The organism is Brucella gallinifaecis (assembly GCF_006476605.1).
Classification (GTDB): Bacteria; Pseudomonadota; Alphaproteobacteria; order Rhizobiales; family Rhizobiaceae; genus Brucella; species Brucella gallinifaecis.
Genome location: NZ_ML636824.1, coordinates 1 through 13,917, shown reverse-complemented (window position 1 = coordinate 13,917; position 13,917 = coordinate 1). Strand labels below are relative to the sequence as shown.

The window sequence follows — 13,917 nt, the reverse complement described above, 5'->3', positions numbered from 1 at the left end:
TGGTGGCGGCATAATCGCGGCGGAAATCCACTTAACGAAACGCCCGAAACTGTTCAGACAAACCGAACCACCTCTGAATGCCCCCGAAAATCTATCAACAATGGATTTACTACCTTAACCTCATATGGATGACGAACCTTCGCTAATTCCACCACAATTCAGTAGCAGTTGACTCACTTCAAACATTTCCATTATTACGCATGCTCATGATAAGGGACACCTTGCAGCACCATATAAGGTGATTGCTCATGTCCAAATAGGATAAAGTTTTTATGAGTGTCGAAGCTTTAGATGAGAATGCCAAAATCGTGGCATATCGATTGAAGCCAAAAACAGGCATCAAAGTTGCAATAAATGATATTCTAGAAGCATTTACCAAATATCGTTTAGCCTTAATTTTTGGCTGGCAGGATGTTGCTCAGCGATATCGCCGATCACGCATTGGAGCCTTTTGGCTTACCTTAAACATGGCGGTTTTGATTGGTGCTTTAGGAGCAATCTTTGGCACACTGTTTCAATCCGAAATGTATGAATATTTGCCACATGTATGCGCAGGTATAATTATGTGGTCATTTATTACAAGCTGCCTTTCAGAAGGCTGCACGACCTTCAGCGGATCGGACGGTATAATCCTACAAGTAAGAATGCCACTCTTCACACATATATTACGTACAATGTGGCGTAATATCATAATATTTTTCCATAATATTGTAATCTTTCCTCTTATCGCTCTTGTTCTATGGCACCCTATAAATTTTCATATTATCCTAGCTATTCCAGGGTTCCTGCTGGTTTGCTTAAATATGGCTTGGATGATGCTAATACTTGCTATCATATGCGCTAGATTTCGTGATATGACACAAGTAGTAACGAACATACTGCAAATACTCTTTTATGCTACACCAATCATGTGGATGGTGAAAATCCTACCAGACCATATTTCAAAAGCCTTCATAGTGCTAAACCCTTTCTATCACTTTATCGAACTGGTAAGAGCTCCACTCATAGGGCATTCACCTGAAAACATTAGCTGGCTCGTCACAATTGGTCTGGCTATTTTTGGCTGGATAGTCGCATTAATATTTTTTGGAAAGTACCGCTGGCGCGTTGCTTACTGGTTGTAATCACATGAGCTTAATTAAACTAAATAATGTCAGTGTTGAGTTCCCAATTTACAACTCATCAAGTAGATCATTAAAGAATCGCGTTCTGAGTATTGCTACAGGTGGCAAGATAGAACGTAAGACAGATCGGCTAGTGGTAATACGTGGACTTGAAAGGATATCTACAACCCTTAGAGACGGAGATCGAATCGGGCTAATTGGACATAACGGTTCAGGAAAAACGACTTTACTACGTGTATTATCTGGTATTTATACTCCTACACAAGGTACAGCCTATATTGATGGAACCTGCGTTTCACTGATAAATATTCAGCTTGGTATCGATCCTGACGCAACGGGGCGCGAAAATATTCGCCTTCGTTCTGCCATGATGGGCATGCACCCTAAGGAAATTGATACGAAATTCGAGGAAATCGCTGAATTTTCAGGTTTAGGTGATTTTCTAGATATGCCTTTCAGAACCTACTCCTCCGGTATGCAACTAAGGTTGGCTTTCGCTGCCTCAACATCCGTGCGTCCTGAAATTCTGATTATGGATGAATGGCTATCAACTGGGGATGAGAACTTCAAGGAACGTGCAAACAAACGCATGCACGAGCTTGTCGGATCTACAAAGATTTTAGTTTTAGCCAGCCACTCCAGAGATCTGCTTACGAAAAATTGTAATCGCATTCTTTGGCTTGAGCATGGTCATCTTAAAATGGATGGCCCTACTCAAGAAGTATTGTCTGCTTATTTTGGTGAGACAAAGGAATAAACTTAACTTTTATTGCTCAACAATTTATAACCTCCGCTTCAATCTCTGAAAGCGGAGGTTATAAAAAACTAGGTTCAGCTTATTTCAGCATACGAGTCTTTATTAAGCCTTTAATCGCAGCTTCATTTCTTGGGCGGGCAACCTTACACAAACATGTAAAAACCATGCTTGTTTGCACTTCCCTTGCCTTGTTGACAACGCTTCCTTGTACTAAATTTTGCAAAATGAGAAGAGGTAGTAAATTCCCCACTGCAAAACTAAAAGAACCACGATGTTGTATCACTACATCAACAAACAATGAAAATCATGGGTTAAATATCCACTAACATTGCTACGAAATTTGCTAGCAAATAGTATGCACCTAAAGCCCGTGTATTGGTATAGTACTATCCTTTCATCTCTTCCTCACTAATCTAAATGCCATACCTAAAAGTGGCGATATCCAAATAAGCAGAGTCAGCGCTGCAAGGCTTCCGGCAATCGGACGGTCAATAAATGTTAACCAGTTCCCACTCGACTTCATCATTGAACTTAGAAAATTCTGCTCCAGAAGAGGGCCAAGAACGACCCCCAGAACAAAAGGGGCAAGAGGTATGCGAAAGGCCTCAAATGTAAAACCAATAATACCGAATACCAATGCAACCCCAACAGCGCTAACCGCGTTTTCCATTGCAAATGCACCAACCAAGCAGAAAACGAATATGATGGGCATTAATATGCTGAGGCGAACTGTAAGCATCACTCGACTTAGCCGTATTGCGACCCACCCCAGCGGAATAAGCAGCAAATTAGCAAGAAAAAAGGCACCGAAGATCGCATAGACAATAGCAGGATTGTTCAGGAAAATTGTCGGCCCCGGATTAACCCCCTTCATAAATAAAACACCAATAATAATTGCTGCAATTGCATCACCGGGTATGCCAAAGACCAACGAAGGAATGAAGCCGCCGCTAACCGCAGCATTATTTGCCGCTCCAGCCGCTGCCAAGCCTTCGGTTGAACCCTTGCCGAATTTCTCTGGTTCGCGCGCAAACCTTTTGGCAAGCGAATATGAAATCCAAGCTGCAATATCCGCACCCGCACCCGGCAAGATACCCAAAATGGTTCCAAGAATATTGCCTTGCGCGACTGCTCGACGTTCTTTCCAAAGCAATCGAGCCTGCCCCTCGAAGACGCCTTTAATGGCCTTTTGTTCAAGTCGGACGGCAGGTTCCTTAAGAGCATAGTATCTGAATACTTCAGCTATCGCAAAAAGCCCAATCATGATTGGTACAAGCGATAGTCCTCCGATGAGGTTATGATTGCCGAACGTAAAACGTGGCACTCCGCTAATGGGATCTATACCTATTGTTGCCGTAAACAGACCAAGCACCAGCGAGAGAATACCTTTGACCCGTGAAGACGAAATCATGAACGCGGTTGTCGTCAGCCCTAACAAGCAAAGCCAAAAATATTCATAAGACGAAAATTTAAGCGCAATTGTCGCAAGTGGCGGCGCCAGCGTAGCGAGAATAAGAGCTCCGAACAGTCCCCCGATTGCAGATGCCAGAAGGCAAAGCCCCATAGCAACATGTGTTTGCCCCTTTTTGGTGAGAAAATGAGCATCGTCAGTATAAGCCGCAGAGGCCGGAGTGCCGGGCATTCGCAACAGCACTGCCGGAATATCGCCAGCAAACATTGCCATAGCAGCAGCAGTTACCATTGCAGCAATCGCCGGTACTGGCTCCATATAGAACGTCATGGGCACTAAAAGTGCGACGGCCATCGTTGCGGTGAGTCCCGGTAATGCACCCATAAAAAGGCCAAAAATACCAGCTGCCAACATAACAAAAATAACTTCTGCACTAAACAAAAGTGCAAGACCTGCAACAACGTTTTCCATCACAAATATCTTCCCCACTGGCTGAGAAGACCAAGTGGCAATGGTACAAGCAGAATTTTGGCGAATACAATATGAACTGTAATCGCAGCCACCAGACCGATCACGATCGAAGGCACAAGGCTGACATTCCCAAGCAGTAACAGCGTAATGAGAATGATCGGCGCCAGAATGAGAAACCCTATCTGCTGTGAATAGAAAATGTAGATCAACGCTGCGATACAAACAACGGCAGGTTTAGCAAATGCCCTTAAAGAATATCGTTCGCCCTCCACTTCATCCACCGCACTACCAGGTCCAATAACAGCAAGCCATGCTCCTGCTGTTATGATAATTATACTGAGCAGAATTGGAAAAAATCCAGGCCCATAGGCTATTCTGGTCCCAGCTAGCGGCGCAGGGAGTTGCATTGCCAATAGGAGAACTGCGACCCCAAATAGTGCAAAAGCTGCACCAAGTAGTCTCTGCGTCATTCCTCAATCCTTCTGGTTATTATAACGTGGCCGGCGCTGAACGCCGGCTTCGTAGAATTTGACAAGCAGGCGAAGCTCTATTGTCCTGAAAGAGCCTTGAGGACTGTCTGCGTTTCCTTGTAATGATCATCGAGGAATGAGGTAAAATCGGCACTGTTAAGATAGGCAACACCAAATCCGCGGTTTTGCATTCCATTAACAAATGTCTCAGATTGAACAGCGTTTTCGACAGCCTGTTCCAGCTTGCTGACAATCTCCGCATCAAGCCCTGCTGGGCCAGCAATGCCTCGCCACGTGCCACCAACATAAGCCGTGCCAATAGCTTCCTGAACTGTTGGAATTTTGTCGTTGATCGGCACACGCTCCGGGCTCATTACAGCCAGCGTTTTCACAATACCGGCATCAGCCATCGAAGTAACTTCAGGCACGGAACACAAAACTATATCAATGCCACCCGAAGCCAGCTCCTGAAGCGCAGCACCCGATCCCTGTGCTGGAATCAGCCTGATCTTGCTGACATCCACACCCTCCCCAAGCAGCATCGAGACGAAAGGAATGTCCCAGCTTGCATTACAAGTGCCGCCACATGAAATATTAAATCCTTCCGGATTTTCTTTAATCGCATCGATCAAGGAGCGAAGATCTTCAAACTTTGAGTTTCCGGCAACATGGATGGCGGAAGGATCGGCATTAAACTGGGCAATAGGTGTGAAGTCAGCAGCCTGAAAATCAGCCTGTCCGAGCATCGAAAACTGGGCGATGGGTGATAGTTGCCCAAGCGTATATCCATCAGGAGCTGCGGAAGTGTAAGTCGTATAACCAACAATACCAGATGCCTGAGCCTGATTAACCACGGTAAAGGGTTGTCCAAGTGAACGTTCAAGTTCAGCCGCCATCAGACGAAAAGTATAATCCGAACCACCACCTGCACCCGCAACAACGATAAGCTGAACAGGGCGGGAAGGCCACTCCTGCGCCTGCGTGGTCAAGGGAAATGCAACAGCGGCCACAAGACCGGCAAATACAACATTCTTTAATATTAAGTTCGACATATATTCCTCCCAGAAATTTTAATTACTCTTGAAATAACCTCGCATGTCACGCAATTCGGGCTGCGTAACGCAAGAGTATTTCAGCCAGGAATTCCCCATGATCAGGGGAAATAAATGCATGGACGCCTGTTTGAAGCGCCCATGCATCGCACTTATGCTTCTTCGTATTTAAGTACGTTCGCCAGTTCGCGTTTAATATTTTCGAGCTGTGCGGCTGAGGTCTGAGGCATAGGCATGCGTGGCAAACCAGCTTCTGTTCCCTGCAATGTAATGACGGTTTTAATATTCGCAGGCAGATTGTCGGCGAAAATAGTGTTCCAGAAGCGAAGCAGAGCTTCATGAATTTCTTTCGCACGCTTGTGATCACCGCGCTGCACTGCATTCCACAATGCAATACAAACACCAGGCACTGCTGCTGGATTAGCCGCAATTGTTCCGTCACAACCAAGAGCAAAAGAAGGATAGAGCAATGCGTCTACGGCTGTATAGATTTTGCAACCCTTCGGAATACCGAGCATCAGATCGGCCATCAGCTTCAGATCGCCTGCACTCTGCTTGACACCCTGAACACCGGGCAATTCCTTCATCAGACGAATGAGAAGTGCCGGGCTGAGATAATTCCATGGCACGACATTGTAGATAATGACCGGAACATCTGTAGCTTCGGTAAGTGCTTTGAAATGCGCAAATGTTGCTTCTTCATCCGGCTTGAAAACATAGTGAACCGGCGTCACCTGAAGCCCCTGTACCGAAAGGTGCGAAATTGCTTTTGCACGGCGGATCGCATCACGCGTCGAATTGGCAATAATACCTGCAAGTACCGGAATACGCCCGTTCACTTCTTCAACGGTAATTTCCATCAGGCGTGCAAATTCTTCAACGGTCAGCGTATGCCCTTCACCTGAGCTCCCGCCCACGCATACACCATGCACTTTTTTGTCGAGGTTGAACTTTACGATATTGCGGAACGCCGCTTCATCGATTTCGCCGTCGCTTGTAAATGGCGTGACGATTGGTGGAATGATACCATTGACATTGTCGAGATTCATAGTTTTTTCCCAAGTTTGGCCGCATTGGGCCCGCTACATCAAGGCGCACAAAAGGGTTCGCCCACTTTTATGACGACGTGAATTCTCAATTTTTTATTTTATGCGTATCCCGTTTCGAGAACTGGTTCCCACTTGTCAGATACGCTTTAACGTCAGGCGTTACGGTTATTTTCAGAGACTGTTTGCCAAAGAACGCATCCAGATTGCGACTGCCACAGCCCCACCATCTGGCGTACCAATGGCACGCTCGCCCAGATAGCTGGCACGACCCAGACGTGGCAGCATTGCCGCTGTAAGTTTTGCGCCTGCTTCCGCAGCATCTGCTGCTTCACGCCACGCATCCTTACCATTCATCGATGGCATAACTGCATCAAGCGCATCTCTGGCCGGTATAAGCGCATCAAGCATGGTGCGATCACCTGCCTTGGCCCCTCCGATTTCACTCACCGCAGCTGTTGCAATGCGCAACGCCTCTTTATAATCGGCAGCATTCGACGCCAGTGACCGGCCCGCACGTGTCAGGGCAATTGCGTAAAATGGACCTGAACTTCCGGCAATCGCGCGGCGCACGGCATTGCCCAGAACGACCAGTGCATTTGCAGGATCGGCCCATAATTCTTCAGGGATACTGCGAATGGCCTGCGCACCACGCACCATACTTGCACCCAGATCACCATCACCAGCTTTGCTGTCGAGATCGGTCAGCTCTGCCTCTGCCTGTTCAAGGGCGTCAGCAATAGAAAGCGCTATGGCATGAATTGCTTTTGCATCATAACGCACCGAAGACTTTACGCTTGCCTGAGACTCAAAGGCGGCCGGCACATGCGTAATATGAACTTCTTCTGGCACATTGCCGCCACGAGGCCATGCACTTGCATCAGTCGCATAATCCAAACAGGACAGCATTGCTTCATCGATTTCAAACAGCGAAATCGAACATCCGGGCATTTCAATTGCGGTCAGAAAATTACCGCTCCATGCTCTTTTGACCTCAATATTCAAAGTGCGCAATCTGGCAAGGGCACGCCGTGCAACAATCGCCAATTCCATAGGTGGCGTGGAACCAAGACCATTAATGAGCATGGCAACCTGCGCTCCAGCCTGTATCTTACGATCAGCCACAATCGTATCAATCAAACGGTCTGTAAGCTGATCCGCGCTCATGATACTGACACGCTCCACGCCTTTTTCACCGTGAATCCCAAGCCCGAGTTCTATCTCCTGCTCCCCAAGTTCAAAGCTCGGCTTTCCTGCGGCTGGAACTGTACATGAACCAAGCGCGACACCCATCGTGCCTATATGTTCCGCAGCATTTCGCGCTATGTCAGCAACTTCCGCAAGCCCTTTGCCTGATGCGGCTGCAGCACCTGCAATTTTATGAACAAATACGGTTCCGGCTATACCGCGCCGACGCTCGTCAGGAACTATACCGGCCAGCGCCACGTCATCAGCGACCACAACCAGCTCAGTGGGTATTCCTTCAAGCGCGGCAAGCTCACCGGCCAAGCCAAAGTTCAGCCGGTCACCTGTATAGTTTTTCACAATAAGAAGGGCACCCGCGGGGCCAGCAGTAGCGCGAATGGCTGCCAGAACGGCATCTGCACTGGGCGATGTAAATATCTCGCCTGTGACAGCTGCGCTCAACATGCCTTTGCCGACATAACCCGCATGCGCAGGCTCGTGACCTGCACCACCGCCGGAAATCAATGCAACCTTACGATGGGACGGATCAGGCAATCCAGACTGTATCACTACATTTTCACTGTCCAGCAGCGACAGGTCTGCATTAATTCCGACCAGACCTTCCAACATCTCACGGACGATATTCGCCGGACGGTTGATGATTTTTTTCACGTTTTCACTCCCAAATAGTCAATGCGACAGTTTTTTAAACAAGCCGGATGCATCGTCCTTCAGTCAGGACGATGCATCCGCACTCTGGGCATCAACTTTTAAACCTTCTTCAAAAATGCCTCGAGACGATCTGCACCTTCGGCAATGAGTGCCGGGTCCACAGCAAAGCAAACGCGCAAGAAAGCCTCTCCACCAGGCCCAAAGGCAGAGCCCGGCGCAACCCCTACGCTCGCTTCACGCAAAATACGTTTTGCCATGTCGTAGCCATTGTTCATGCCATGAACCGAAAAGAAAAAATAAAATGTTCCTTCAGGCCAGAACACGCGTACATTCGGAAGCTTATCGAGAGTGGAACAGATGATTTCGCGTCCCTTTGCCGAACGGGCAACAAGTTCCTTTATAAAGCTGTCCCCCTGATCGAGAGCAGCTACCGCGGCATACTGGCTGAAGGTTGAGACACTTGTGGTGTTGTACTGGCTGAGATTGTCAAAGATTGTTGACATGCCTTCGGGATAAATCACCCAGCCAATCCGCCAACCCGTCATGCACCAATTCTTGGAGAAAGTATTGGTTATCAGAAGCCGGTCTGTTGGCTCAGTCAGCTCCAGAAATGACGGTGCGAGGCTGCCGTCGTAAGTAAAGTGTGCGTAAACTTCATCAGAAACGATCCAGAGGCCGCGTTCTCGTGCAAAATCGCGAACTGCAATCATTTGTTCACGCGGCATGATCCAGCCGGTCGGATTAGAAGGCGAATTGATTGCAATCACCTTTGTGCGTGGTGTCACCGCAGCGAACAGATCGTCCAGATCAAGCGAAAACCCACCCTGCTCTTTCGTGCGGTATGGAACAGGCACAACCTTCCCGCCAAGAATACCGACAATCTCAATCAGGTTAGGCCAGGCAGGAACGGGGACGATCACCTCATCTCCCGGACTTAAGACGGCTTGAAAAGCCTGCATGATGGCTTGAACACCACCAGCAGTGGCACTAAAGCGGCTTGAACTGACATCAATATTCCAGTGACGCTTGTGATAACGCGAAAGCGCTTCGCGAAGAGCCGGCACACCCAATGCATAAGTATAACGAGTTTGGCCGTTTTCGAGCGCATTGATAGCGGCTTCACGTATAAAGGCGGGCGTGGGCAGATCACCCTCTCCTATCCAGAGTTTGATGACGTCCGGGTCCTCGCGCGCCAGATCGGCGATATCGCAAATCTGGTTAAGCTGTATCGTGTTAATACGCGCTGGCGTTCCAGTGATAGGCCAATTAGCTGCCTGAAAGTTCATTCTTTATTGCTCCTGATGACAGCCTTCTGGTCGGTTCAACGCCAATCACCGAAGCTGTATCCCTCAATTGTTTTTAGACCCGGGAAACCCGAACTGCTCCTCAAGCCCGGTAATGCAGCATCCCAACTGCAATTTGTTATTCCGCATTTCGGAATTGGTATTTCCATTGCTCAGTAAAATAAATAAATATGAGATAGTCAACTGTGTTATTGATTATCTGACAATTTTATGCGTTTATTAGTTTGCAACAATCATATATTCCGAATAACGGAATAGGGAGAACTAAATGAAAAAAATAATAAGCTATTTTATGGGTGCTATCATCGCTACGAGCCTCAGCGTGATCTCAGCTCAAGCAGCGGAAGATCCACGCGGGACGCTCGGTGATATTCTTAAAGCTAAAAAGATTGTTATCATGAACGATCTGTCTGCTGCGCCATGGCAATTCCGCGATGCCAATGGAAATGCTGCGGGTTTTTCTATCGACCTTGACCGTCTCATCGCCGCCAAGCTGGACGTCGACCTTGAAATGCGCAATGTGGAATGGGCTGGCCTTATTCCCGGTTTGCTAAGCCGCAAGTCCGATATTCTTGCCACCAGCATGTCAACAACATTCAAACGTGCGCAACAGGTCATGTTTACGCGTGACAATTGGTATGAAACCGGGGTTGTTGCAATCGTTAAACCTGAAAACAAAGAGCAATCCTGGGAAGAACTCAACCAGCCCGGAAAGAAAATTGCCGTTAAAGCCGGTACAAATGCAGTTGATGCGGCTAAACAATTTTTCCCACAGGCTGATTTGCAAACCTATCCAAATGACGTCGACACATATCAGGCTCTGAAGACCGGCCGTGTGGATGCAATACTTAATGATCTTGCCGTGCTTGGCATTGTCAATGCGGAATATGGTTTTGAAGCTCTCTCTCAGCCACGTCAGCTTATAACCTCCGACACCTGGGGATTTGTTGTTCGCCCGGGTGATTTCTATACGCAACAATATCTTGATTTCTTTCTGACCAAGATCAAAGAGAGCGGCGAACTCGACGCCCTGAAAAAATACTGGGTTGAAGGAGATGCATGGAAGCAAGACTTCCTTGAAAAAAATGACGGCGTTTCTGATGAACGTAAAAAGCTGATCGAGTTACTGGGGATTCAGGCATATGTTCCTGAAAGTGGTGATGGCAGTCGTATGAGCCTCCAATAATTCTCTCTTATCGGCGACGTGACAGCATACACGTCGCCATTCGAAGGGTTAAATTATATCAGCTTTGGGAGGCTATTTTGGCATATTTTGAGGCTCGCGACGTCGGTCTGCACTTCAACCAGTTTCATGCTTTGCGCAACATCTCTCTTTCGCTCGAACAATCCAATGTTCTGGTCATATGTGGTCCATCGGGATCAGGAAAAAGCACATTCATACGAGCCATCAACCGCCTCGCGCCCAAGCTTTCAGACGGAATGATGCTTCTTGAAGGTGAAGATCTATCCACCATGAGCGCTAAAAATCTGCATCGCAGAGTTGGCATGGTGTTTCAGCGGTTCAACCTGTTTCAGCATCTCACCGTAGCTGAAAACATATCCTTGCCTCAACGCCGCGTACTGGGGCGCAGTCGCCGTCAGGCAGATGAACGCGCCATCGCTCTTCTGGAGCGTGTCGGGCTTGCAGACAAAGCCAAATCCTATCCGGTTCAGCTTTCAGGCGGACAACAGCAACGCGTGGCAATCTGTAGAGCACTGGCGATGGATCCGGAGATGTTGCTTTTTGACGAACCGACCTCAGCACTGGACCCCGAAATGGTCGGTGAAGTGCTTCAGGTGATGCGAGAATTGGCAGAGTCCGGGATGACAATGATTATTGTAACGCATGAAATGGGTTTTGCGCGCGAAATTGCCAATGAAATTGCCTTTTTAGAGCAAGGCCAGCTGGTCGAAATAGCACCACCCAAGATGTTCTTCTCTTCTCCGAAGGAACAACGCACCCGTGATTTCCTTGACCAGATTCTGAGGCATTAGGAGAATAAAAATGTTTTCTGATGCTTATGATCTGTTTCTTCAATATCAGGGCACCTATCTCACAGGTGTTAAAAATGCCCTTTCAGCCGCAGCACTGGGATTGGCATTTGCCCTGATTATTGGCATTTTCGCGGGAATATCGCGGTTCCAGAATAGAAATTATCTTAGCCGGATTATTACGGTATATATATCGATCGTACGAAATACGCCGCTTTTGGTACAGGTCTACTTTATCTATTTCGGCCTACCCGCCTGTGGCATAACTCTCAGTGCGTTCTGGACCGGCGTCATAGCGCTTACATTTAACTCAGGTGCCTACATTGCTGAAATGGTGCGCGGTGGTTTAAGCGCAATTCCCAAAGGACAAAGCGAGGCCGCCTCTGCGCTTGGTCTCAGTCAGCATTTACAACTTCGTAAAGTCCTGCTTCCTCAGGCAGCTCCGGTCATCCTGCCGGCTGTCACCGGCCAATTCGTCCAGCTGATCAAAGATACATCACTGCTCTACACAATAGCCGTTCTAGAAATTACCAAGGCTGCCGATGATGTTGCAAACGAAAGCTATCAGTTTTTGCCAGCATATCTGGTCAGTTGTGTTCTCTACATAATCATTTGCGTGACACTGAATGTCCTCGTGGACATTTATGAAAACCGCGCAGGCTTCTCCAGACATAAGCGAGCATGAGCATGGCACATATTATCTCCATATCAGGCGATGGTCTGGCTCTCATTCTCACGGGTCTTCCTATCGTCATCTTTTTGATGATTGCTTCTTTTTTCCCGGCTCTTGGCATCGGTATCATTGGTGGGGTTCTGGCCACGTCACCATGGCGTCTGGTACGCCTCATCGTTATAATTTATGTCTATATTTTCCGTAGCACGCCGTTCCTGATGTTCATCTTCCTTGTCTATTACGGGCTTCCAGCATTCGGAATAGACATAGGTCCCATTACAACGGCTGTAATCGCACTCTCCCTTTCACACGGCGCTTATATGACCGAAATTATAAAGGGTGGATTGCGTGGTCTCGACAAGGGCCAGAACGAAGCTGCCATTGCACTTGGCTTGAACCTGTTTCAGCGTCTTAAAGATATCACGCTTCCTCAAACGCTGATGGCAATTATTCCTTCCTTGTTAGGACAAAGCATTCTGATTATCAAAGATACATCTCTCGTCTCTGTCGTAGGGATCAGTGAAATCACCAAATTGGCACGCGAAGTTGTTATCAGAACAAACGAACCCTTCATTATTTTTGGTGTTCTTGCGTTGATATATTTTGCTGTTTGCTTTGTGCTGGAAAGAGTTGCAGGAAAACTTGAACAGCGTGCTCGTTTGATTTTAGCAGGGAGATAAATTTGGAAAAAGACATGACAACAAACAACGCTGAAACTTATAACACCAATGGCAGTGAAAGCCGTGAAACGGGTGCAAAGTCTTTACGCAAAATGGCTCTTGTGCTTGATAGTTTCACAAGGAAACAGCCTTCCCTGACAGTTGGTGAAATCGCAAATGTAACCAGGCTTCCCAGAACAACCGTTCACCGGATTGTAGCTTCTCTTCGTGATGTGGGGCTTCTGGACCAAGACGGACGCCGACAAGGCTATCGGCTCGGCATGAAGATGTTTCATTATGGCAGCAGTGTTCTTGATAGCCTTGACACGGCTACCCGTGCGCATCCCCATATTGCGAGACTACAGCAACTTACGGGAGAAATCATCCATTTCCATATGTTCGACGGCCACCAGATGGTCTGCGTGGAGCGCGAGGAAATGATCGCTTCCAGCCTGACAACACTTAGCGCTGCACCAACCTATTGCACAAGCGTTGGTAAAGCTTTTCTTGCTTTTCAGGACGAAACACTCGTTAGAAAAATCGCTGATGAAGGCCTCCACAAATATACAGACAACACTATCACCTCTCTTGAGGCTCTTTTTGAAGATTTGAAACTTATTCGAGCGCGGGGATATTCAATCGATAATGAAGAGATTGAAGTTGGCGTTCGTTGCATCGGGGCACCAGTACGCGACTCAACTCGGCGTGTCTTTGCTGCGGTAAGCGTATCCGGCCCTGCTGAACGCATGCCTGATGCCAGACTGGCAGGGCTTGCGCCGACTGTCATTCAAATTGCCAACGATATTTCAACAGCCCTTACAGAATAGCTTTCAACTTGGTCAGAGGAACCTATATGTCGAACCCAGCCAAGATACCTGTCACAATGACTGAAACAATGGCAGATATCGTCATCGAGATAAAGAACATGCACAAGTGGTATGATGAATTCCACGTTCTGCGCGATATCAATCTGAAAGTCATGCGTGGTGAACGTATTGTCGTTGCCGGCCCATCGGGTTCCGGCAAATCGACCATGATCCGCTGCATCAACCGGCTGGAAGAACACCAGAAAGGTCAGATCATCGTTGATGGTATTGAACT

At 47.6% G+C, this 13,917-nt stretch carries 14 protein-coding genes; 8 read left to right on the top strand and 6 right to left on the bottom strand.

Features of this window, described 5'->3' with window-relative positions; all coding sequences use genetic code 11:
* Positions 1-272 precede the first annotated feature (272 nt).
* Together FHY56_RS17385 and FHY56_RS17380 are read left to right on the top strand one after the other, a co-directional pair.
* Positions 273-1,124 carry an ABC transporter permease gene (locus FHY56_RS17385; protein WP_140906382.1) on the top strand — a complete coding sequence of 284 codons (852 nt, stop codon included), beginning with the start codon at positions 273-275 and terminating at the stop codon, positions 1,122-1,124.
* A 4-nt stretch (positions 1,125-1,128) separates the two neighbouring features.
* A complete protein-coding gene (locus FHY56_RS17380; protein ID WP_140906381.1) occupies positions 1,129-1,881 on the top strand; it encodes an ABC transporter ATP-binding protein in 753 nt (250 codons plus the stop codon).
* A gap of 394 nt (positions 1,882-2,275) precedes the next feature.
* Here the strand turns inward: FHY56_RS17380 and FHY56_RS17375 are convergent, their stop codons facing one another.
* From FHY56_RS17375 to FHY56_RS17350, 6 genes are all read right to left on the bottom strand, one after another.
* Entirely contained in the window at positions 2,276-3,763 is a 1,488-nt protein-coding gene (locus FHY56_RS17375) for a tripartite tricarboxylate transporter permease (protein ID WP_140906380.1), read from the bottom strand.
* The gene (locus tag FHY56_RS17370; protein ID WP_140906379.1) at positions 3,763-4,233 is read right to left on the bottom strand and encodes a tripartite tricarboxylate transporter TctB family protein; all 471 of its coding nucleotides are present in this window, start codon (positions 4,231-4,233) and stop codon (positions 3,763-3,765) included. Before FHY56_RS17370 ends, FHY56_RS17375 begins: the two co-directional genes overlap by 1 nt.
* A gap of 77 nt (positions 4,234-4,310) precedes the next feature.
* On the bottom strand, positions 4,311-5,285 hold the full coding sequence (locus FHY56_RS17365; protein WP_140906378.1) for a Bug family tripartite tricarboxylate transporter substrate binding protein: 975 nt from the start codon (positions 5,283-5,285) through the stop codon (positions 4,311-4,313).
* A 152-nt stretch (positions 5,286-5,437) separates the two neighbouring features.
* The gene (locus FHY56_RS17360) at positions 5,438-6,334 is read right to left on the bottom strand and encodes a dihydrodipicolinate synthase family protein (protein WP_140906377.1); all 897 of its coding nucleotides are present in this window, start codon (positions 6,332-6,334) and stop codon (positions 5,438-5,440) included.
* A 171-nt stretch (positions 6,335-6,505) separates the two neighbouring features.
* Positions 6,506-8,188: a dihydroxyacetone kinase family protein gene (locus FHY56_RS17355; protein ID WP_140906376.1), complete on the bottom strand. Its 1,683-nt coding sequence runs from the start codon at positions 8,186-8,188 to the stop codon at positions 6,506-6,508.
* A gap of 98 nt (positions 8,189-8,286) precedes the next feature.
* On the bottom strand, positions 8,287-9,474 hold the full coding sequence (locus FHY56_RS17350) for a pyridoxal phosphate-dependent aminotransferase (protein WP_140906375.1): 1,188 nt from the start codon (positions 9,472-9,474) through the stop codon (positions 8,287-8,289).
* 286 nt (positions 9,475-9,760) lie between these two features.
* Between FHY56_RS17350 and FHY56_RS17345 the strand changes: the two genes are divergently transcribed.
* From FHY56_RS17345 to FHY56_RS17320, 6 genes are all read left to right on the top strand, one after another.
* Entirely contained in the window at positions 9,761-10,678 is a 918-nt protein-coding gene (locus FHY56_RS17345) for a substrate-binding periplasmic protein (RefSeq protein WP_140906374.1), read from the top strand.
* 77 nt (positions 10,679-10,755) lie between these two features.
* Entirely contained in the window at positions 10,756-11,487 is a 732-nt protein-coding gene (locus FHY56_RS17340) for an amino acid ABC transporter ATP-binding protein (protein WP_210240072.1), read from the top strand.
* A 10-nt stretch (positions 11,488-11,497) separates the two neighbouring features.
* Positions 11,498-12,169: an amino acid ABC transporter permease gene (locus FHY56_RS17335; RefSeq protein WP_140906372.1), complete on the top strand. Its 672-nt coding sequence runs from the start codon at positions 11,498-11,500 to the stop codon at positions 12,167-12,169.
* 2 nt (positions 12,170-12,171) lie between these two features.
* The gene (locus tag FHY56_RS17330; RefSeq protein ID WP_158447789.1) at positions 12,172-12,837 is read left to right on the top strand and encodes an amino acid ABC transporter permease; all 666 of its coding nucleotides are present in this window, start codon (positions 12,172-12,174) and stop codon (positions 12,835-12,837) included.
* Between the two features lie 14 nt (positions 12,838-12,851).
* Positions 12,852-13,643 carry an IclR family transcriptional regulator gene (locus tag FHY56_RS17325; RefSeq protein ID WP_140906370.1) on the top strand — a complete coding sequence of 264 codons (792 nt, stop codon included), beginning with the start codon at positions 12,852-12,854 and terminating at the stop codon, positions 13,641-13,643.
* Between the two features lie 26 nt (positions 13,644-13,669).
* Positions 13,670-13,917 (top strand): ATP-binding cassette domain-containing protein (locus FHY56_RS17320; RefSeq protein WP_193556806.1); only part of this gene is annotated, 248 nt, incomplete at its 3' end.

Coding starts and splice junctions, on each gene's coding strand:
- FHY56_RS17375 (WP_140906380.1), bottom strand. CDS start 3,763: ATGGAAAACGTTGTTGCAGGTCTTGCACTTTTGTTTAGTGCAGAAGTT.
- FHY56_RS17380 (WP_140906381.1), top strand. CDS start 1,129: ATGAGCTTAATTAAACTAAATAATGTCAGTGTTGAGTTCCCAATTTAC.
- FHY56_RS17330 (WP_158447789.1), top strand. CDS start 12,172: ATGGCACATATTATCTCCATATCAGGCGATGGTCTGGCTCTCATTCTC.
- FHY56_RS17325 (WP_140906370.1), top strand. CDS start 12,852: ATGACAACAAACAACGCTGAAACTTATAACACCAATGGCAGTGAAAGC.
- FHY56_RS17360 (WP_140906377.1), bottom strand. CDS start 6,334: ATGAATCTCGACAATGTCAATGGTATCATTCCACCAATCGTCACGCCA.
- FHY56_RS17370 (WP_140906379.1), bottom strand. CDS start 4,233: ATGACGCAGAGACTACTTGGTGCAGCTTTTGCACTATTTGGGGTCGCA.
- FHY56_RS17365 (WP_140906378.1), bottom strand. CDS start 5,285: ATGTCGAACTTAATATTAAAGAATGTTGTATTTGCCGGTCTTGTGGCC.
- FHY56_RS17335 (WP_140906372.1), top strand. CDS start 11,498: ATGTTTTCTGATGCTTATGATCTGTTTCTTCAATATCAGGGCACCTAT.
- FHY56_RS17350 (WP_140906375.1), bottom strand. CDS start 9,474: ATGAACTTTCAGGCAGCTAATTGGCCTATCACTGGAACGCCAGCGCGT.
- FHY56_RS17345 (WP_140906374.1), top strand. CDS start 9,761: ATGAAAAAAATAATAAGCTATTTTATGGGTGCTATCATCGCTACGAGC.
- FHY56_RS17385 (WP_140906382.1), top strand. CDS start 273: ATGAGTGTCGAAGCTTTAGATGAGAATGCCAAAATCGTGGCATATCGA.